Source organism: Neobacillus ginsengisoli (genome assembly GCF_030813055.1).
This window is the reverse complement of the sequence record NZ_JAUSTW010000001.1, coordinates 479,608-500,318: the sequence shown is the minus strand read 5'-3', so window position 1 is coordinate 500,318 and position 20,711 is coordinate 479,608. Positions and strand designations below refer to the sequence as shown.

Here is a 20,711-nt window from a genome sequence, read left to right as displayed (position 1 = left end):
TCTTCACCGTTCAATCGATATTCATTACTATATCATAAATAAAATCCGTTTGCTTTCGGGTTGAATTTACTTTTATGGAGAACTTTTTTCGATACATGCATTGCATTATATTTGCGAAATCTAAAGGAAACCGATAAAATTTAATACTTGTTAAGGTATGCTACATTTTTCACAAATACATACATAAAAGGTACAAGAAAAGAGGTTTTTAAAGCATGGAAAAAAGTATGGCTTCATTAATCATGATATTTGGGGCAACAGGAGATTTAGCAAAACGAAAGTTGTTTCCTTCCCTTTACCGTTTATTCGAAAAAGGTAGATTGACCAAACAGTTTGCTGTAATTGGTGTCGCAAGAAGATCACTTTCAAATGAAGAATTTCAACAATCAGTGAAAGACTCCGTTCTAACAGCATTAAAAAAAGATGAAAATATTGATGAATTTATTTCGCATTTTTCCTACCATTCACATGATGTGGCCGATTCTAACTCCTACGCTGCGTTAAAAAATTTAGCTGATCAAATAGATGATCATTACAGTCTTAAAGGTAACCGTATTTTTTATCTCGCCATGGCACCTGAATTTTTCGGCCCAATCGCTCTGCATTTAAAATCAGACGGGTTAACAGATGTAAAAGGCTATAAACGTCTTGTAATTGAAAAGCCATTCGGTCATGATTTAGAATCTGCAAAAGAATTAAATAAACAAATAAGAACAGCATTCTCTGAAAGTGAAGTTTATCGTATCGATCACTATTTGGGTAAGGAAATGGTTCGAAATATTGAAGTTATCCGGTTTGCAAATGCCATCTTTGAACCGTTATGGAATAACCGCTACATCTCTAATATCCAGATAACCTCCAGCGAAACCCTTGGGGTAGAAGAACGCGGACGTTATTATGAATCGAGCGGAGCCTTACGGGATATGTTGCAAAACCATATGATGCAAATGGTTGCATTACTTGCCATGGAACCACCAATCAAGTTAACAACTGATGAAATTCGCTCAGAAAAAGTAAGGGTTTTTCGGGCCTTACGAACTGTCGAAGGTGAGCAAGTAAAAGATTACTTTGTTCGCGGACAATATGGGGAAGGTACGATCGAAGATGAACAGGTTCCAAAGTATCGCGATGAACCGATGGTAGAAAAGGATTCAAATACGGAAACGTTTGTTGCCGGAAAAATAATGATCGATAATTTCCGTTGGGCGGGTGTTCCTTTCTATATTCGAACCGGAAAGAGAATGACAAGAAAATCGACGAAAATTGTTGTTCAATTTAAAGATATTCCAATGAATTTATACTACCAAACAGAAAAAATGTTGAATCCAAACCTGCTTGTCATTCATATCCAACCGGAAGAGGGAATCACCCTTCATCTAAACGCCAAAAAAGCAGGGGGGCACCTGGACGCACAAGAGGTTAAACTAAGCTTTGCCAATACAGGTATTCATGCAATGAACACCCCTGAAGGTTATGAAAAGCTCCTATACGATTGTATGCGCGGTGATGCAACGAATTTCACCCATTGGGACGAAGTTGCTTATTCCTGGAACTTTGTCGATAAAATTTCTGAAGTTTGGCAAAAAACAAAAGCTGCTGATAGCTTTCCAAACTACCAATCAGGAACAATGGGACCAAAAGCGGCAGATGAGCTTCTCGAAAAAGACGGTTACTTCTGGTGGCCTGTTACGGATTTGGAAGTAGATATGTGTAAATAAAAATAAATAAGCTCCGCTTTGTTTTTGCAAGCAAAGAGGAGCTTTTTTATTCTTCCTTATTACTATTAGGGAAGGATCGAAGAAAATCTTTATTGAAGCTGGTATCCGTTCCTACATTATGATCCGGATCCACCTTTTTTGTTCCTGCATTTTCAATGATATTTTTCCCGTATTTCTCACGAAGATTAGAGAGAGTTTTAATTAATGGTTCTTGTTTAGCATCTTTTTCAAACGAAAATAAATCCAACTGTTTATAGGCTAAATCATGTTCGACTAGATCGTAGCCTGTAATACCTAACAACCTTACTGAATCCCCGTTCCAATGCTTTAAAAACAGCTGCTTTGCAATTGCAGTTATGTCTTCTTTATGATTGACGGAATTAGCAAGCTTCTTACTTCTTGTGATCGTCTTTCGGTCTTTAAAACGGATAGTGATTCCTAATGTGTTTGCGAGGACATTTTTTCGTTTTAGTCTTACGGAAACGGTTTCGGCTAACGATTCCAACACACGGAATAACTCTTGTTGGTTGCCGGCATCTTTTGGAAGGGTGGTGGAATTACCAATGCTTTTAAAATCTGCGACTGATTCCGGGTCAACCTGCCTGTTATCAATTCCATTTGCCCGCTCTTTGATGCGGATCCCATTGATACCTAACAGCGATTTGAGCTGAATTTCATTTCCTTTTGCTAAATCACCGATGGTATTTATCCCCATGACGGTTAGCTTTTCTGCTGTTTTTTTCCCAACACCATGCATTTCGTTTGTATTTAATGGCCAGAGAACTATCGGAATATCACGTTTGCGTAACACTGTAATCCCCATTGGTTTTTTCATATCCGATGCCATTTTGGCTAAAAATTTATTCGGAGCTATTCCGATACTGCAAGGCAAATCAAGCTGTTCCAGGATTCTTTTTTGGATACTTTCTGCTATGCCAATTGGACTGCCAAACTCGTAGCATTCAGAAATATCCATATACCCCTCATCAATGGAAACCGGCTCGACGAGTTCTGTATAATTTCTTAGAATTTCAAACATGCCAATAGAAGCTGCTCGATAGCGCTCAAAATTAGGCGTTTTTACAATTAACTCGGGACAAAGCTTTTTTGCCTCCCAAAGCGGCATCGTTGTTTTTACACCGAATTTCCTTGCCTCATAGCTGCAGGTGACAATAATCCCCCTTCTCTCCTCCACATTTCCGGCAATGGCTAACGGTTTGCCTTTTAGTGTAGGGTCATAAGCCATTTCTACCGAGGCGTAAAAACTATTCATATCAACATGTAAAATGACTCTTCCGTTTTTCGGATACATTTCTTTCATGCAGGATCATCCTTAAACATTTCTCACTTAAGTATAACAAAAAGGAGAGCCAACGGCTCTCCTTCAACTCCAATTATTGATTTGTTACTTCATTGATAATCGCAATCGTCATTTCAGCAAGCTTGTTTAATTCTTCAATCGGCATCCGCTCGTTTGTTGTATGAATTTCCTCATAACCAACAGCAAGGTTTACAGTAGGAATGTTAAAGCCGGCAAAGACATTGGCATCACTGCCGCCGCCACTATGCTGTAGTTCACAGCTGCGGCCTATTTTTTCCGCTGCTTTACGGGCAAGTTCTACAACCAAGTCGCCTTCACCAAATTTGAAGCCCGGATACATGACTTCAACATTGACTTCAGCTCTCCCGCCCATTTCCTCAGCCACAGTTTCAAATGCATCCTTCATTTTCTGAACCTGTGCTTGCATTTTTTCCGGAATTAGAGAACGGGCTTCAGCTAAAATATCAACGCGATCACATACGATGTTGGTTTGTGTACCGCCTTCGAACCGGCCGATGTTGGCTGTTGTTTCTTCATCAATTCTTCCTAACGGCATTTTAGCAATGGATTTGGCCGCAATAGTGATAGCTGATACCCCTTTTTCAGGAGCAACACCGGCATGAGCTGTTTTTCCGTAAATTACGGCTTTCACTTTTGCTTGAGTCGGTGCAGCTACAACAATGTTACCAACTAAACCATCACTATCAAGCGCGTAGCCATATTTCGCCTTCATCAATGAAGAATCGAGAGCTTTAGCACCTACAAGGCCTGATTCTTCTCCAACTGTAATGACAAATTGGATCATTCCATGCTCAATATTTTGCTCTTTTAACACACGGATTGTTTCAAACATAACAGCCAAACCGGTTTTATCATCGGCACCCAAAATGGTTGTACCATCAGTAACCACATAGCCGTCTTTAATGGATGGCTTTACGCCCTTGCCCGGAACAACTGTATCCATATGGGAAGTAAAATAAATTGGATCTACCCCTTCTTTCGTTGCAGCAAGTGTGCAGACCAGATTACCTGCACCATGGCCTGTTTGGGCAGTTGTATCGTCTTCGAAAACATCAAGGCCTAAATCAGTAAACTTTTGCTTCAGTACTTTGGCAATTTCAGTTTCAAATTTTGTTTCAGAGTCAATTTGTACCAGTTCCAAAAATTCATTCAAAAGACGTTCATGATTAATCATCTGTCGAACCTCCATAATATGTACTTTACTCACTATTTCAGTATACCTTTTCCCATTCCTATCATCAAATGAAAGATGTGTATAGCCTTTCTCATATCGAATAGAAAGAAGATTCACGTTTAAAGCGGGATATTTCCATGTTTTTTATAGGGTCTCGACTCTTTTTTATTCAGCAGCATTTCCAGTGCCTGAATGATTTTTATTCTCGTTTCTCTTGGGTCGATAACATCATCCACCATTCCTCTGCTTGCGGCAACATATGGATTGGCAAATTTATCACGATATTCTTCAATTTTCTGCTGTCTAACTACTTCAGGGTTCTCGCTATTTTGAATTTCCTTCGCAAAAATAATATTTGCCGCACCTTGTGGGCCCATAACAGCGATTTCCGCATTAGGCCAAGCGAAAACAAGATCTGCACCGATCGACTTACTATTCAAGGCTACATAGGCACCGCCGTATGCTTTTCTTAAAATAATCGTCAGCTTCGGAACTGTTGCCTCTGAATAAGCAAATAATATTTTGGCACCGTGACGGATGATTCCCCCCAGTTCCTGTTTAACTCCCGGGAAAAAGCCCGTTACATCTTCAAACGTAATAATTGGTATATTAAAAGAATCGCATAATCGGATAAAGCGTGCAGCCTTATCGGAGGAGTCAATATCCAAACCGCCGGCCATCACCTTTGGTTGATTGCAGACAAGACCCACAGTCTCTCCTTTTATTCGCGCAAACCCAACGACAATATTCTTCGCGAAGTCCTTATGAATTTCCATAAAGGAATCTTTATCAGCCACTTGGTTAATGACATTGCGGACATCATATGGACGAACAGCATCAAAAGGAATTGCTTCTGTTAAATCCGGACGATAATCATCTTCGTCCTGAACCTCCAGTCTAGGCGTTTTTTCCTCATTATTTTGGGGAAGATAGCTTAACAGTTTGCGAACCTGCTTTAATGCCTCTGCCTCTGTAGCAGATTGAAAATGAGCATTTCCGCTGATCGTGTTATGGACATTCGCTCCACCAAGGTCTTCCGCAGAAATTTTTTCACCCGTGACCGTTTCAATTACTTTTGGGCCGGTAATAAACATTTGACTGGTCTTTTCTACCATAAACACGAAATCAGTAATCGCAGGTGAATAGACAGCTCCCCCTGCGCATGGACCCATAATAACAGATATTTGTGGAATCACGCCCGAATAAATGGCATTTCGGTAAAAAATATGGCCGTAGCCATCAAGTGAGACAACACCTTCTTGAATCCTTGCCCCTCCGGAATCGTTCAATCCGACAAAAGGTGCCCCGTTTTTAGCTGCTAAATCCATGACATTGGCAATTTTTTTGGCATGCATTTCACCTAAAGCACCGCCAAAAACTGTAAAGTCCTGAGAAAAAAGATAGATAGGTCGGCCATTAACTTTTCCGTAGCCTGTGACAACGCCATCGCCGGGCCCTTTTTGTTCATCAAGGCCAAAATCATTGGTTCGGTGTTCAATGAATGGATTTAATTCAATAAATGTACCTTTGTCGACTAATAAATCAATTCTTTCTCTTGCCGTTAATTTTCCTTTTTCATGCTGTTTTTCAATTCTCTCATCACCGCCGCCGAGCTCAACTTCTCTGCGTTTATCATATAACTCATTTATTTTTTCATAGATGTCACTCATGGTATCCCTTCTTCCCTTTCTTTTCACATAACTCAAATAAAACACCTGAAGCTGACTTAGGATGCATGAAGGCAACATGAGTTCCTCCGGCTCCCGGCTTAGGTTGATCGTGTATCATTTGGATTCCTTTTTCCTTTATTTCCTTGATTCGCTCCTCGATTGATTCAACACCTAGAGCAATATGGTGAATCCCTTCGCCACGTTTCTCAATAAATTTAGCTACTGTACTTTCCTCTGATAAAGGCTCGAGCAGCTCAAGTTTCGTTTCTCCTGCCTGCAAAAAGGCCACTCTTAACTTTTCACTTGCCACTTCCTCAATCCCCAATAAAGGAAGATTTAACACCTCCGTATAAAAAGAAAGCGTTTTCTCAAATGAGCGAACAGCAATTCCAATATGGTCGACTTTTTTAATCATGTTTTCCCCTCTGTTCCAATATTAAAATAACTACGACATTAATCTATTCGATAAAAAATTCATAAATCCTTCATGTATTGAGCAGTTGTTCAGTTGTTCAGTTGTTCATTTAGGCTTTTCCATGTAAAATATAAATAAATTTACTTAATATAAGGGAGGTACTACTATTGTCTAATCGGAAAAATCGAAAAATCATTGTTTTTTTAATGCTTTTTGCTATGCTTGCCTCAACCCTCCTTATCGGAATTGCTCAATTTATTCGATAAAATTATATAAATAAAAAGGGACTGTCGCATTTTAAACAGTCCCTTTTCTTCATTTTATGGCACCCATCTCTTTTCCAAGCTTTTCAAAGGATTCTTTTGAAGTAATCACCAGTATCTTCGTTCCTAACGGAATTAAAGGAAACAGTGATGAAATGACTTCATTTTGGGTGCGGATACACCCCTGTGAGACATATTTTCCTATAGAAGCGGGCTGGTTGGTCCCATGAATTCCGTATATCCGTCCATCAGTCCCTTTTGCATCAAAGCCAATCCATCTGGCACCAAGTGGATTTTTGGGATCTCCGCCGGGAATATCGGTTCGTCGAAAGTAGGGATTCTTGGCTTTCACAGTGATCGTAAAAAGTCCTTCCGGTGTTAGCTCTTGTGTTTTCCCAGTTCCAACGCTTACTACCGTTTGGACCTTGTTATCGTCAATAATGGCCATTTCGTTTATACTCTTGTTAACAATAACGAAAGGTGCTCCAGGCAAGGGATTGGGACCAAGCGGCCATAGCGGTGAGATGAAAAAAGCAATCAGGATCGGCGATAGGATTTTTAACAAAGATTCCACCTGCCTTTTTTTCCCTAGTTTGCTTCTATTTTCTTTTATTCATTCATAAAAAAGCGAAAAAAAACTAATCTCTATTTTTTAGAGATTAGTCCTTTTTAAGTCTATTACATTAAACTTCTTCACAATATTGATCAAATTCTTTTTGCAGTTTTGATACAACTGATGCCGGGTCATAGCCTTCAATTTGGTGTCTTTCAACCATAGAGCAAATCTTACCATCTTTCAATATGGCAAAGGAAGGAGAGGATGGCGGATATCCGGTAAAATAGCTTCTCGCTTTTTCTGTTGCTTCTTTATCCTGCCCGGCAAAAACAGTTACTACATGATCCGGACGCTTATCATAATGCAGGGCATGTGCCGCCGCCGGACGTGCCACACCTCCTGCACAGCCACAAACTGAATTGATCATTACTAATGTAGTGCCTTTTTGTTGAAGCGCTTCATCGACTTCTGCTGCTGTAGTTAATTCTTTATAGCCGGCAGACACGATTTCTTGGCGTGCCTGACGAACGATATCATTCATGAAAAAATTAAAATCCATGCTCATAAAATCACTCCTTTAGAAATGTATATAACTACATAATAACAGTAATAATAAGTTTTTTTCAAATGAGGATGATAGAATTCATTAAATGTTCTTTTTCTCTATTATTACTACTTTTATAAAAAAGACGCTGCCGGATTGGCAGCTTTATTCTTTTCCGGATAAAAAAGCATGGAAAAGTTTTTCGACAGCAGATGCAACTGTTTTTTCCCCGGACATCACTTCATTTTCCAATTGAGGAAGCATTAGTCTAACTTCCGGATGGTGAAAGAAACTATATTGGAGTTGATCGGTAATCATGGAGTAAATCCACTCTCTTTTTTGCCCTTTTCTTCGATCTTCAAAAACTCCCGTTTCTTTTCCATTTCTTTCAAAAGACTTAAGTACCTCCCAAATGCCTTCTATCCCATCACCGTTAAGCGATGAGCAAGTGTATGCCTTTGTTGACCAACCCTTTGTAGCCGGCTGTAAGAAATGCAGAATCCGGTTATACTCTTTTCTTGTTTGTTCTGCCTTTTGTTTATTGGCACCATCTGCTTTATGAACAATTAGGGCGTCGGCCAGTTCCATAATCCCTTTTTTCATTCCTTGCAATTCATCACCGGCACCGGTTAAAACAAGCAACAGAAAAAAGTCAACCATATCTCTGATAATGACTTCACTTTGTCCTACACCCACTGTTTCTACTAATATCACATCAAATCCCGCTGCCTCACAAATCAGCATTGCTTCTCTTGTTTTTCGGTGGACACCACCCAGCTTTCCAGCTGATGGAGAAGGACGGATAAAAGCGCGAGGATTCCTAGCCAAAAGTTCCATTCTCGTTTTATCCCCTAAAATACTGCCTCCACTAATACTGGAGCTTGGATCGATCGCCAGCACTGCCACCCGATAACCCTGATCACACAGGTAAGTGCCAAACGTTTCAATAAAGGTGCTTTTCCCTGCTCCGGGAACACCTGTGATTCCAATTCGCAATGACTTACCGCTGTGTTGTAAAAGCCTTTGAAGAAGGTTCTGTGCTTTTTGAAAATGCTGCTCAGCATTACTTTCTACCAGGGTAATGGCACGGGCAAGAAGGCCTCTGTCTCCTGCTAACACCCCTGTATATAATTCTTCAACAGCAGGCTCAGAGGACCTGCGTTTTTGAAAACGGATGTTTTTCCGGAGTGAAGCAGCCTGTCCCTCTTGCTCTTTTCCTCTTCTTATGACACTTGAACATTTATCCGGTTCATTTGGGTCGCTCCATTCCGGTTTTTTATCCGCATCCATTTATTGTGCCACTTCCTCATAACCGAGTTGTTTATAAATTTCCTTTATTACTTTCTGTGCAGCAACCGGGATAATCGTCCCGGGACCGAAAATGGCTGAAGCTCCTTCTTCGTATAAAAATTGATAATCCTGGGCCGGGATAACCCCGCCAACAACAACCAGAATATCGTCCCGACCCAGATTTTTTAATGCTGAAATAAGCTGTGGCAGCAAAGTTTTATGTCCGGCAGCAAGTGAACTCATTCCAATTACATGAACATCATTTTCAACAGCTTGTCTTGCGGTTTCTTCCGGTGTCTGAAACAATGGACCAATATCCACATCAAACCCCAAGTCGGCGAATGCTGTGGAAATGACTTTCGCACCTCGGTCGTGACCATCCTGCCCCATTTTTGCAATCAGAATCCTCGGCCGTCTTCCCTCATTTTCGAGGAATTCATCCGTCATTTTGATCACTTCGTTTATCTCTTCTTCATTGCTAAAGGCAGCGCTATAAACTCCACTTATCGAGCGGATTACCGCTTTATGTCTGCTTGCTACTTTTTCAATCGCGTCGGAAATTTCCCCAAGCGTCGCTCTCACTCTTGCAGCCTGAACAGCCGCCTCCAACAGATTTCTTTCTCCTGTTTCGGCTGCTCTAGTTAAGGCTCTCAGTGCTTCTTCCACCTTTTGTTCATCACGGCTTGCTTTTAAAGTATTTAATTTTTCAATTTGCTTCAAGCGAACAGCCGTATTATCAATATCTAAAATATCAATGGCTTCTTCTTTTTCGAGTCGATAGCGATTGACACCGATAATCGTTTCCTTCCCTGAATCGATCTGTGCTTGCCTGCGGGCAGCTGCCTCTTCGATTTTCATTTTCGGAAGCCCTGTTTCAATCGCTTTTGCCATCCCGCCGAGACTCTCAATTTCTTCGATATGCTTCCAAGCTCGAATGACCAATTCATCTGTAAGCTTTTCAACATAATACGACCCGGCCCATGGATCAATGACATTGGTAATTCCGGATTCTTCCTGTAGAAACAACTGTGTATTCCGAGCAATTCTTGCTGAGAAATCCGTTGGCAGGGCAATCGCTTCATCCAATGCATTGGTATGCAGAGATTGGGTATGACCCATCGCTGCAGCATGTGCTTCAATCAGTGTCCGAATCACATTATTAAAGGGATCTTGCTCTGTCAAACTCCAGCCGGACGTTTGCGAATGAGTCCTAAGCGCCATTGATTTCTCGTTTTTAGGATGAAGGGATTTCATCATTTTTGCCCAAATCAATCGTGCCGCCCGCATTTTTGCAACTTCCATAAAATAATTCATGCCGATAGCCCAGAAAAAGGAAAGCCGCGGAGCAAATGAATCAATTTCAATGCCGGCCTTAAGACCGGTCCGAACATATTCCAATCCATCTGCAAGCGTATAAGCTAATTCCAGGTCGGCAGGCGCCCCGGCTTCCTGCATATGATAACCGGAAATACTAATGCTATTAAACTTTGGCATGTATTTGGATGTATACTCAAAAATATCCGCAATAATTTTCATCGACATCTCCGGCGGATAAATATAGGTGTTCCGAACCATATATTCTTTTAAAATATCATTTTGGATCGTTCCGGAAAGCTTTTCCTGGCTTACGCCCTGCTCTTCCGCTGTTACAATGAAAAACGCGAGGATTGGCAGAACTGCCCCATTCATTGTCATCGAAACAGACATTTGATCCAAAGGAATTCCATCAAACAGAGTCTTCATATCGATTATGGAATCAATCGCAACTCCTGCTTTACCAACATCCCCGACAACACGCGGATGGTCGGAGTCATAGCCTCTATGGGTGGCTAAATCAAAAGCGACCGATAGACCCTTTTGACCCATAGCTAAATTTCGCCTGTAAAATGCATTACTTTCTTCTGCTGTAGAAAATCCGGCATACTGTCTTACAGTCCAAGGGCGGTTGACATACATCGTTGGATACGGGCCGCGAGTATACGGGGGAAGTCCCGGCAAATCATATAAATGCTCTAAGCCGTTACGGTCTTCATTTGTATAAATCGGTTTAATATTAATTTGTTCATTGGTTTCAAATAATAAATCATCAATGGAAGCGTCTATTTCTTTTACAATTTTTTCTTTCCATTGCTCTTTTGTACTGAATTGTTGTTCTTCAAATAATGATACGTTTTGAAAGTTAGGCTTTTGTTTATTCATCCACGGTCACCTCCAAATCAGTAAGAATGGTAGAAAGTATCTCATAGCAATTGCTTTTTACATGGATAAACTGCCTGATACCTTCAGCAAACCATTGGTTTTGCCGTTCTTTTTCCGGTAAGCCGGCTAAATAAAAAACGCTTTCCGGGAATTCAGCTTTCAATGCCAACAGGACTTCATGACCTATCTCTTCATATTGGTCATTACTTCCACATAGGCAAAAATGCTGTAAATGACTGTTTTTAACAAACTCGATACCGGATTCCGAAGAAATAACAGGATCACTTGCAGCGCCGTATATGCCGCCTACTGCTAAAAATCCCTTGATAAAGTCAACCTTTGCTTTATGGTGCTTAAGAATGCCAAGGCATATCATTCCTACCATAGGTTGTGTTCCGATTTTTTCTTTTAATCCTACGGCTTTGTTCCGAAGAGTTTCATATGGTTCCGCTAATCTCAATTGCGGGATGGGTTGAATTGGGTGTTGACCCTTTTGCCTGTTAGACGAAAAAAGTCTGTCAGACCTTTTTTTTCCTGTAAATCCCTCTTCTTCTAAATTGGCATAAACGTTGGTACCGATGATACTCTTTTCTCTTGTAAAAATATCAAGTTGTCTTTTTTCATTAACAACAGCAACCTCTCTTTGTAACCAACTAGTTTTTACCACATTAAGGATCCCGCCATTTGCCTCAATTTCTTGGAAGAATTCCCAAGCTTTTTCGGCCAATTCCCGCGTCAGCTCCTCGACATACCACGAACCGCCCGCAGGGTCAATTACTTTTTCTAATAGGACTTCATCTTGTAAAATAAGCTGGGTGTTCCCGGCAATTCTTTCAGAAAAATAGCTGGAAGCAATAATTTCATCAAATGCTGATACATGCAAATATTGGATTCCACCGATTATGGCAGCAAAAGCTTCATTTCCTGCCCGCAGGATATTTACATGCTTATCATAAGTAGTTTTAGTAAACGCAGAAGTTTCAGCCGCAATTTGCATGCCGCGCCACTCCATATCTGCACCATAAACCTCTGTGATTTTATCCCAAAGAATGCGTGCTGCCCGCAGTTTAGCAATCTCCATAAAAAAGTTGGCACCGATTGAAAATTGAAAAATCATTTTCGCTAATGCTTGTTCGAGAGTGAAATTGCCTGCAAGTAACTGCTGGAGATAAAATACTCCGGTTGCAGCCGCAATTCCAAGCTCCTGAACAGCATTCGCTCCGCCATTATGGTATGGAGAGGTATTGATCAAAACAGTTTGTAGACTAGGGAAGTTATCGTTTGCAAACTTGATGGATTTTACCCAGTCAGCAAAATACAGCACATCGTTTTTTGGGAGTATTCCGTCAATGACAAATGATGATAGCGGGTCAGACCCTATGTATCCTGTCACAACTAGAACATCGCTTTGATTTTCGGTTATTTTTGCTAATAAATTTACCATTTCTTTCTGCAATTCACTCCTGGCATTAATCGCGAAAGGATGTTTACTAGAGTAATCTTTTACTAGCTTCTCGAGAAATTCACTATTTTCCAAAAGCCCGCTAGAAATCTCAAAAGATATAGCAGTTTGTCCTCTAGTAAATGCGTGTTGAAGTTTTTCCGTTAACTCTTCGATTGTTTGATAGGATATCCGTTGCGCAATCTGCCATCTATTCGTAATATAACCGAGCGGATAAATCCCCCTTCTAAAATCGGAACCACCTGGAAAAGCAGCTGCCGGTTTTTCATCCTCCCCACAATAAAGCGGTTTCAATTTTATGTTTTCATAAGTAGTGGTTGTTAGCGATTTAACCGATTTGCCTTTAAGGGATTCCTCAGCTTTTTTTTCCCATTGACCAAAATAATTTCTTGGAAATGATTGATTTTTCAATTCGCCTAAATTCATTGTCCCGCCCCCCATCACTAGAAGTTCAAATTGCAAAAAAATTCTAAGCTTTCATATAATCTTATTTTAGGATACAAATACTATTCAGGCAACGAAAACCATCAATTGGATAGAAAAAGCAAAATGATTTGACATTTCAAACTGAGGTGCTATTATGGTATTGAATACAATAAAATAGTTGAAAATTTTCCGCTAGGGGTGCCTTTTTAAAGGGCTGAGATTGAAGTATTACTTCGGGACTCTATGGACCTGATCTGGATTATACCAGCGTAGGGAAGTGGTGATAGGTTGTTAGTTGGACACAAGCAGCCTTATATATTCAAATGATTAACCACTTTCTATTTAAATGGAAAGTGGTTTTTTAGTTTTATCTAGGGAGGTGACCTTAATAGAACTACATATTATTTCAAATGGAAAAATGCCTCTCGAGCAATTATGCGAAATTTTAACAGATATTCATTCTTACATCACTGCGATCCACATACGTGAAAAACAAAAAACAGCCAAGGAATTATATCAAGCTGTTAATCTATTAACAAAAGTCAATGTCCCATTATCTAAAATTATGATAAATGACCGGGTGGATGTTGCTTTCGTTACAGGTGTTGCAGGAGTTCAATTAGGATTTCATAGTTTGGAGGCTTCAGTTGTAAAGGAAAAGTTTCCGGAACTGAAAGTTGGTTGTTCGATCCACTCCTATGAAGAGGGTCAAAAAGCAAAAATGGACGGGGCGAATTTCATCCTATACGGTCATGTCTTCCCTTCAAAATCCAAGCCTGATTTAGCCCCAAGAGGTTTGGAAGAATTAAAAAAGCTTACAAATCTTGATATTCCAGTCATTGCCATCGGCGGGATTACAGCTGAAAATACCGGACAGGTAATGAAAGCCGGTGCTAGAGGTATTGCTGTTATGTCAGGCGTTTTAGAAGCCCGTGACCCCTTCATGGCAGTGAGAGCCTACCAAAATGTATTAAAAAATGGAGATGTGTGAAGTGGAAAATTCATTTGATGTTGCCATTATCGGGGGAGGAATCAATGGCTCCTCTATTGCCTATCAGCTTGCAAAAATGGGGAGAAAAGTAATTATTCTTGAAAAGGAACGGTTAGCTTTTCAAGCCTCCAGTGCTGCTGCCGGAATGTTAGCAGCCCAAGCGGAAATCGAAAAAGACGGTCCATTTTTCCAGCTGGCGCTAAAAAGTCAGACAATGTTTTCAGCGATTTCGAGCGAAATGCTTGAATATACCGGTATCGATATCGAGTTTGTTAATAAAGGAATGCTGAAAATTGCGGAGACTGAAGACTTAGCATTGGAATTAAAAAAACAAGTCAGCTTTCAACAAAGATGGGACCCCAGTATCAAATGGCTTGATTCAAGCGAATTACGAGAAATGGAACCGTCTTTATCTCCTGATATTCCCGGCGGTATGTACCTTCCTAATGACGGACATGTTCAAGCAGAAAAATTATCACAAGCATTCGCCAAAGCGGCCGGTTATTTTGGAGCGGTAATCCGAGAAAATACAGAGGTTCTTTCCTTTATCATTGAAAACGGTCAAATAAAAGGAATCGAAACGACTGCCGGGCCAATTCATTGTGATCAGGTAGTTATTACAGCCGGAGCTTGGACAGCCAAGTTATTGCATAAAACCGGGTTAGACCTTAGTATGTACCCGGTTAAAGGGGAATGCTTTTCCGTGATGACTGAAAAGCCCCTCATAAACACTACGATTTTTTCTGATAAACGCTGCTATCTAGTTCCTAAACGAAATGGGGAAATTTATATCGGTGCTACTATGGTTGAAAATACGTTTGATAAGAAGGTAACAGCCGGAGGAATTTCTACATTAGTTGAAAGAGCGATTCAACTAGTTCCTCAGCTTAAGGATGCTGCATGGGAACGGGTTTGGGCGGGCATTAGACCGCAAACAGGGGATGGCAATCCCTATATTGGCGAGCATCCGTTACTGAAGGGAATGTTTGTGGCAGCAGGGCATTTTCGGAATGGCATTTTATTAAGCCCGATTACAGGGAAATTGGTTGCTGAATTGCTGGATGGAAGAGTAATGGATGAAACCCTTCTTTCTGCTTTTCGTTTGGACAGACATAAAGAGCTAGTTTGATAGGAGGACTGTTATGGGAGTACAACTAAATGGTGAATTTATAAATTTACCGGAACATATTGTTTTTGTCTCAGACCTACTAAAGCATTACCAGATCCAAGATAAAGTAGTTGTCGTGGAAGTAAACGGTGAAATATTAACTAGTACAGAACACCAAAGTACTAGATTGTCAGATAAAGATCGAATTGAAATTGTTCATTTTGTAGGAGGCGGTTAATATGTTAAAAATAGGTTCATTATCCTTCCAATCTCGGTTACTGCTTGGTACCGGTAAGTACCCGAGCTTTGAAATCCAGAAAAAAGCGGTTGAAGTATCCGAATCAGAAATCCTAACCTTTGCGGTCAGACGGATGAATATTTTTGAAGCAAGTCAGCCTAACTTTTTAGAACAATTGGACACAACTAAATATACCCTCCTGCCAAATACAGCTGGAGCGAAAACAGCTGCAGAAGCGGTGAGGATTGCCAAGCTCGCCAAGGCTTCCGGGTTATGCGATATGATTAAGGTTGAAGTGATCGGCTGTGATAAAACCTTGCTTCCGGATCCAATCGAAACGCTAAAAGCAACTGAAGAATTAGTTAAGGAAGGATTTATCGTACTGCCATATACCTCCGATGATGTCGTTTTAGCCAGAAAACTTCAAGAAGCGGGCTGCCATGCGGTCATGCCTGGAGCTTCTCCAATTGGATCAGGTCAAGGCATAATTAATCCGGTAAACCTAAGTTTTATTATTGAACAAGCAGTGGTTCCTGTCATTGTTGATGCCGGTGTTGGCTCGCCTGCGGATGCAGCCATGGCAATGGAATTAGGAGCAGATGGTGTGTTATTAAATACAGCCGTATCAGCGGCAAATGACCCGGTTAAAATGGCGAAAGCAATGAAGCTGGCCATTGAAGCTGGCAGGTTAGGTTTCGAAGCCGGCCGTATCGAGAAAAAAAGATATGCAACGGCAAGCAGTCCTAAGGAAGGAATGAGTATTGGGTGAATAATCGATACTCTCGCCAGGAATTGTTTTCACCAATCGGAACAGCTGGACAAGAACAAATTTCCAAAAAACATGTATTAATTATCGGGGCCGGGGCACTTGGAACGGGGAATGCTGAAGCCCTTGTCCGCGCAGGAATTGGCAAGCTTACTATCGTTGACCGTGATTATGTCGAATGGTCAAATCTTCAGCGGCAGCAATTATATTCAGAAGATGATGCTGAAAATCATATACCAAAAGTTATTGCAGCCAAAAATCGATTAACTGCCATTAATTCATCAGTGACAATAGAGGCATTTATTGCGGATGCCTCCGTTTTAGAGCTTGAAGAATGGGCAGGGCAGGTCGATCTGATCATCGATGCCACTGATAATTTCGATACTAGAATGATGATAAATGATGTATCACAAAAATATCGAGTGCCTTGGATTTATGGTGCTTGTGTCGGAAGCTACGGAATCACCTACACGGTCATTCCTGAAAAAACACCCTGCCTATCTTGTTTATTAAAAACTGTACCATTAGGGGGATTAACCTGTGATACAGCAGGAATCATAAGTCCAGCTGTCAGTATGGTTGTTTCCTATCAAATAAGTGAGGCTTTAAAGATTTTAGTAGAAGATTTGGATTCTTTACGAAACAAGTTAGTTTCATTTGATTTATGGAAAAACCAATACAGTGCGATTCGAGTAGATAAAATGAAAGACGAGCTTTGTCCATCATGTGGAAAGGCTCCCTCCTATCCTTATTTATCGTTTGAAAATCAAACGAAGACCGCCGTTCTTTGCGGAAGGGATTCTGTCCAAATACGCCCATCCATTGATATAGAGCGTGACCTGGAAGCATTGGAGGAAGTTTTAAGGAGTCAAGACGGTACTGTCCAGCGGAATCCGTATCTTTTATCCTATAGTGTGAACCCGCACCGTTTAGTTTTCTTTAAAGATGGAAGAGTTTTAGTACATGGAACTAAGGATATTGCTGAGGCAAAATCTCTTTATCATAGATATTTAGGATAAATATTGAGAACCCGCTGCCCATTGAGCAGCGGGTTTTATTCTGTATTAATAAATTGATGTTGTTGATTTCGAGGTATTTTCCAGGATTTCTTTGACCCGTTGTAGGAAACGCCCGCAAACCAGTCCGTCTAATACACGGTGATCAAGTGACATACATAAGTTCACCATATCGCGAACCGCAATCATGCCATTATTCATGACAACTGGACGTTTAACGATTGATTCCACCTGCAGAATCGCCGCTTGCGGGTAATTAATAATGCCCATTGATTGAACAGAGCCAAAAGAGCCTGTGTTGTTGACGGTAAAGGTTCCGCCTTGCATATCATCAGATTTTAGCTTTCCAGTTCTCACTTTAACCGCGAGCTCCGCTATTTCGCGGGCAATTCCTTTAATTGTTTTTTCGTCGGCATTTTTAATAACCGGTACGAATAAGGCATCATCTGTAGCCACAGCGATTGAAATATTGATATCTTTCTTTTGGATGATTTTTTCTCCTGCCCACATCGAATTGATTTGCGGGAATTCTTTAAGTGCCTGTGCTACGGCTTTGACAAAGAAAGCAAAGAACGTTAAATTGAAGCCTTCTTTTTTCTTAAACTCATCCTTTAGGGAGTTTCGGTATTCAACCAAATTAGTGGCGTCGACTTCGATCATCGTCCAAGCGTGCGGTGCTTCATGCTTACTTCTCAGCATATTGGCTGCAATGGCTTTACGAATACCTGTAACAGGAATCTCAATGTCACCGGCAGCAACTGGAATATTCACTGCTGGAGCCGGTTGTTTTGGAGCAGAAACTGCTTGACTGGCAACTTCCTTCAATGGTTCCTGCGTTACAGCCGGTTGATTAGGTACCTCTACTGTTTGCCCCGCTACTGGGATATTTCCGGATTCGATTAGCTTCAATAAATCTTTTCTTGTAATTCGTCCCCCTGCTCCGGAGCCTTGGACTTGTGTTAAATCAATTCCATTTTCCTGTGAAATTTTTAACACGGCTGGAGAATAACGTGCTTTGTTCCCCTTGTCTGCTTCAGGAACAGCTTCTGCAGTATTTTTTGCTTCCTCTTGTTTATTATCAATTGCAGCAGGGGAAGCTTCTGCATTGCTGCCTTCTATTCCGATACTGCAAATGATTTCCCCAACACCTAATGTGTCTCCTTCTTCTGCGATAAGCTCTTTAATCACACCTGTAAACGAAGAAGGGACTTCTGCATTTACTTTATCCGTCATTACTTCTGCAAGGGGATCGTATTTATTTACCTTATCACCCACAGAAACCAACCATTTACTAATCGTGCCTTCAGTTACGCTCTCCCCTAACTGAGGCATTTTAATTTGTTCAACTACCAATGGGTTAAACCTCCTTAATACGATTCAAAAACATAATTTGATTACTGTCTAGCTTGGCTTCTGGAAACTCGAGAAACTTCAACTCCCCCGGAAAGAAGCAAAAAACACGCTTCTTCCCGGGGAGTCTCTGGTTTCCTCGTTTCTAATCAGTCGCCTCCGCTTTTCGATTTAATACTCAGCTAGCTCACGCATTGCTTTTTCAACTTTATCAGGATTCACCATAAAGAATTTTTCCATGGTTGGAGCATACGGCATTGCCGGTACATCCGGTCCTGCAAGACGCATAATCGGTGCATCTAATTCAAATAAGCAATTTTCAGCAATGATCGCCGAAACTTCACTCATGATACTGCCTTCTTTTGTATCTTCTGTTACCAGTAAAACCTTACCTGTTTTAGAAGCTGCTTCAATAATCGCTTCTTTATCAAGTGGATAAACGGTCCGCAAATCAAGTATGTGTGCTGAAATTCCATCCTTAGCTAATTTTTCTGCCGCTTGCAGGGCAAAATGAACACATAGTCCATAAGTAATGACGGTTATGTCTTCACCCTCACGCTTTACATCCGCTTTTCCTATTGGCAGAGTATAATCGTCAGCCGGCACTTCTCCTTTAATCAAACGGTAAGCCCGTTTATGCTCAAAGAAAAGAACCGGGTCATTATCACGAATGGCTGCTTTTAATAAGCCTTTCGCATCATATGGAGTGGATGGCATTACAATTTTCAATCCGGGTTGATTGGCAAATACCGCTTCAACTGATTGGGAATGATAGAGTGCTCCATGCACGCCGCCGCCATATGGTGCACGAATAACAATTGGACAATTCCAGTCATTATTCGAGCGATAGCGAATTTTTGCTGCTTCAGAGATAATTTGATTAACTGCAGGCATGATAAAATCAGCAAATTGCATTTCAGCAATCGGCCGCATCCCGTACATAGCCGCGCCAATTCCAACACCTGCTATCGCTGATTCAGCTAATGGAGTATCGATAACCCGCTCTTCTCCAAACTGTTCATACAAGCCTTGTGTAGCTTTAAACACTCCGCCTTTTACGCCTACGTCTTCACCTAGTACAAAAACCTTCGGATCCCTTTCCATTTCTTCACGGATCGCCATTGTTATTGAATCAATATAAGAAATTACCGCCATGTTTCATCCCCCTTACAAATCCCCATAAACATATTTCAACGCTTCTTCCGGTGCAGCATACGGAGCATTTTCAGCATAATCGGTTGCATCATTCACTAATTTCATCACGCGGTCATTAATTTCTTTTTCCAAGTTATCATTCAAGATAGCTGTTTCCTTTAAGTAGGCACCAAACGTAATAATCGGATCAAGTGTTTTGGCTTTAGCAACCTCATCAGGTGCACGATACGAACGATCGTCATCATCAGATGAATGCGGAGTCAGCCGGTAAGAAACTGTTTCAACCAGCGTTGGACCTTTGCCCTGACGCCCATTGTCAGCAGCTTCCTTCACTGCCTTGTAAACTTCCAATGGATCGTTTCCATCAACCGTGATTCCAGGCATGCCGTAACCAATAGCACGGTCTGAAACCTTCTCACAAGCCAATTGCTTCTCAATCGGAACAGAAATCGCATATTTATTATTTTCACACATAAAAATAACTGGTAGTTTATGAACACCGGCAAAGTTTGCCCCTTCGTGGAAATCTCCCTGGTTAGAGGAACCTTCACCAAAGGTTACAAACGTAACAAGGTCTTTTCTTTCCATTTTTCCAGCTAATGCGACCCCAACAGCGTGAGGAACTTGAGTTGTTACCGGCGATGAGCCTGTGACAATTCGATTCTTCTTTTGCCCAAAATGACCCGGCATTTGCCGACCGCCTGAATTCGGATCTTCCGCCTTTGCAAAGCCGGAGAGCATTAATTCCCTGGCAGTCATTCCAAATGTTAATACCACTCCCATATCTCTGTAATATGGAAACACGTAATCTTTTTCTTTGTCGAGCGCAAAAGCAGCTCCCACCTGTGCTGCTTCCTGCCCTTGGCATGAAATAACAAATGGTATTTTCCCAGCACGGTTTAATAACCACATCCGCTCATCAATGCGACGGGCCAAAAGCATAGTTTCATACATTTCCAACACTTTTTCATCGCTTAAACCTAGTGCATGATGGCGATTTTCTACCTTTTCTACCATTAATTCTTACC

Annotated in this window: 18 protein-coding genes, 2 pseudogenes and 1 riboswitch; of the genes and pseudogenes, 7 read left to right on the top strand and 13 right to left on the bottom strand. The window is 41.0% G+C overall.

Translation table 11 applies throughout. The annotated features are described in order from the left end of the window. Window positions 1-215: 215 nt before the first annotated feature. Window positions 216-1,718, top strand: a complete 1,503-nt coding sequence (gene zwf / locus J2S10_RS02615) for a glucose-6-phosphate dehydrogenase (protein WP_307404160.1) — start codon at window positions 216-218, stop codon at window positions 1,716-1,718. Window positions 1,719-1,764: 46 nt separating this feature from the next. Here zwf and J2S10_RS02610 read toward each other — a convergent pair whose 3' ends face one another. From J2S10_RS02610 to mce, 4 genes are all read right to left on the bottom strand, one after another. Next, window positions 1,765-3,039, bottom strand: coding sequence for a DNA polymerase IV (locus J2S10_RS02610; RefSeq protein WP_307404159.1), 1,275 nt, complete (start codon window positions 3,037-3,039; stop codon window positions 1,765-1,767). Between the two features lie 73 nt (window positions 3,040-3,112). After that, complete coding sequence (locus tag J2S10_RS02605; RefSeq protein WP_307404158.1) at window positions 3,113-4,234, bottom strand: tripeptidase T; 1,122 nt, start codon at window positions 4,232-4,234, stop codon at window positions 3,113-3,115. Window positions 4,235-4,353: 119 nt separating this feature from the next. Continuing rightward, window positions 4,354-5,904, bottom strand: a complete 1,551-nt coding sequence (locus J2S10_RS02600) for an acyl-CoA carboxylase subunit beta (RefSeq protein WP_307404157.1) — start codon at window positions 5,902-5,904, stop codon at window positions 4,354-4,356. Further along, the gene (gene mce / locus J2S10_RS02595; RefSeq protein ID WP_307404156.1) at window positions 5,897-6,319 is read right to left on the bottom strand and encodes a methylmalonyl-CoA epimerase; all 423 of its coding nucleotides are present in this window, start codon (window positions 6,317-6,319) and stop codon (window positions 5,897-5,899) included. Before mce ends, J2S10_RS02600 begins: the two co-directional genes overlap by 8 nt. A 167-nt stretch (window positions 6,320-6,486) precedes the next feature. Here mce and prli42 point away from each other — a divergent pair, with 167 nt between their 5' ends. Further along, window positions 6,487-6,585 carry a stressosome-associated protein Prli42 gene (gene prli42, locus J2S10_RS02590; protein WP_307404155.1) on the top strand — a complete coding sequence of 33 codons (99 nt, stop codon included), beginning with the start codon at window positions 6,487-6,489 and terminating at the stop codon, window positions 6,583-6,585. Window positions 6,586-6,634: 49 nt separating this feature from the next. Here the strand turns inward: prli42 and J2S10_RS02585 are convergent, their stop codons facing one another. The 5 genes from J2S10_RS02585 to J2S10_RS02565 form a co-directional block, all read right to left on the bottom strand. Further along, the gene (locus tag J2S10_RS02585; protein ID WP_307404154.1) at window positions 6,635-7,147 is read right to left on the bottom strand and encodes a L,D-transpeptidase; all 513 of its coding nucleotides are present in this window, start codon (window positions 7,145-7,147) and stop codon (window positions 6,635-6,637) included. 118 nt (window positions 7,148-7,265) lie between these two features. Continuing rightward, window positions 7,266-7,703 (bottom strand): BrxA/BrxB family bacilliredoxin, encoded by a 438-nt coding sequence (locus J2S10_RS02580; RefSeq protein WP_307404153.1) that lies wholly within the window; start codon window positions 7,701-7,703, stop codon window positions 7,266-7,268. A gap of 144 nt (window positions 7,704-7,847) precedes the next feature. Then, on the bottom strand, window positions 7,848-8,972 hold the full coding sequence (gene meaB, locus J2S10_RS02575) for a methylmalonyl Co-A mutase-associated GTPase MeaB (protein ID WP_307404152.1): 1,125 nt from the start codon (window positions 8,970-8,972) through the stop codon (window positions 7,848-7,850). Continuing rightward, entirely contained in the window at window positions 8,973-11,171 is a 2,199-nt protein-coding gene (gene scpA, locus J2S10_RS02570) for a methylmalonyl-CoA mutase (protein WP_307404151.1), read from the bottom strand. Then, the gene (locus tag J2S10_RS02565; RefSeq protein ID WP_307404150.1) at window positions 11,164-13,059 is read right to left on the bottom strand and encodes a methylmalonyl-CoA mutase subunit beta; all 1,896 of its coding nucleotides are present in this window, start codon (window positions 13,057-13,059) and stop codon (window positions 11,164-11,166) included. The genes scpA and J2S10_RS02565 overlap by 8 nt, the downstream gene beginning before the upstream one ends. A 184-nt stretch (window positions 13,060-13,243) precedes the next feature. After that, window positions 13,244-13,352, top strand: a riboswitch (TPP riboswitch). An 86-nt stretch (window positions 13,353-13,438) separates the two neighbouring features. Here J2S10_RS02565 and tenI point away from each other — a divergent pair. The 5 genes from tenI to J2S10_RS02540 are packed head-to-tail and all read left to right on the top strand — an operon-like array spanning window position 13,439 to window position 17,181. Beyond that, window positions 13,439-14,050: a thiazole tautomerase TenI gene (gene tenI, locus J2S10_RS02560; RefSeq protein WP_307404149.1), complete on the top strand. Its 612-nt coding sequence runs from the start codon at window positions 13,439-13,441 to the stop codon at window positions 14,048-14,050. Next, on the top strand, window positions 14,043-15,179 hold the full coding sequence (gene thiO / locus J2S10_RS02555) for a glycine oxidase ThiO (protein ID WP_307405126.1): 1,137 nt from the start codon (window positions 14,043-14,045) through the stop codon (window positions 15,177-15,179). The genes tenI and thiO overlap by 8 nt, the downstream gene beginning before the upstream one ends. A 13-nt stretch (window positions 15,180-15,192) precedes the next feature. Beyond that, the gene (thiS, locus tag J2S10_RS02550) at window positions 15,193-15,396 is read left to right on the top strand and encodes a sulfur carrier protein ThiS (RefSeq protein WP_307404148.1); all 204 of its coding nucleotides are present in this window, start codon (window positions 15,193-15,195) and stop codon (window positions 15,394-15,396) included. A gap of 1 nt (window position 15,397) precedes the next feature. Continuing rightward, window positions 15,398-16,165, top strand: a complete 768-nt coding sequence (locus tag J2S10_RS02545) for a thiazole synthase (protein WP_307404147.1) — start codon at window positions 15,398-15,400, stop codon at window positions 16,163-16,165. Then, window positions 16,162-17,181, top strand: a complete 1,020-nt coding sequence (locus tag J2S10_RS02540) for a thiazole biosynthesis adenylyltransferase ThiF (protein ID WP_307404146.1) — start codon at window positions 16,162-16,164, stop codon at window positions 17,179-17,181. The genes J2S10_RS02545 and J2S10_RS02540 overlap by 4 nt, the downstream gene beginning before the upstream one ends. 45 nt (window positions 17,182-17,226) lie before the next feature. Here J2S10_RS02540 and J2S10_RS02535 read toward each other — a convergent pair. The 4 genes and pseudogenes from J2S10_RS02535 to J2S10_RS02525 all read right to left on the bottom strand — a co-directional run. After that, window positions 17,227-18,198: pseudogene (locus J2S10_RS02535) on the bottom strand (dihydrolipoamide acetyltransferase family protein); the annotation flags it as partial. A gap of 162 nt (window positions 18,199-18,360) precedes the next feature. Then, window positions 18,361-18,510 (bottom strand): annotated as a pseudogene (locus tag J2S10_RS27375) (biotin/lipoyl-containing protein); the annotation flags it as partial. A gap of 189 nt (window positions 18,511-18,699) precedes the next feature. Beyond that, window positions 18,700-19,683: an alpha-ketoacid dehydrogenase subunit beta gene (locus J2S10_RS02530; RefSeq protein WP_307404144.1), complete on the bottom strand. Its 984-nt coding sequence runs from the start codon at window positions 19,681-19,683 to the stop codon at window positions 18,700-18,702. Between the two features lie 12 nt (window positions 19,684-19,695). Beyond that, the gene (locus J2S10_RS02525) at window positions 19,696-20,700 is read right to left on the bottom strand and encodes a thiamine pyrophosphate-dependent dehydrogenase E1 component subunit alpha (RefSeq protein WP_307404143.1); all 1,005 of its coding nucleotides are present in this window, start codon (window positions 20,698-20,700) and stop codon (window positions 19,696-19,698) included. Window positions 20,701-20,711 lie beyond the last annotated feature (11 nt).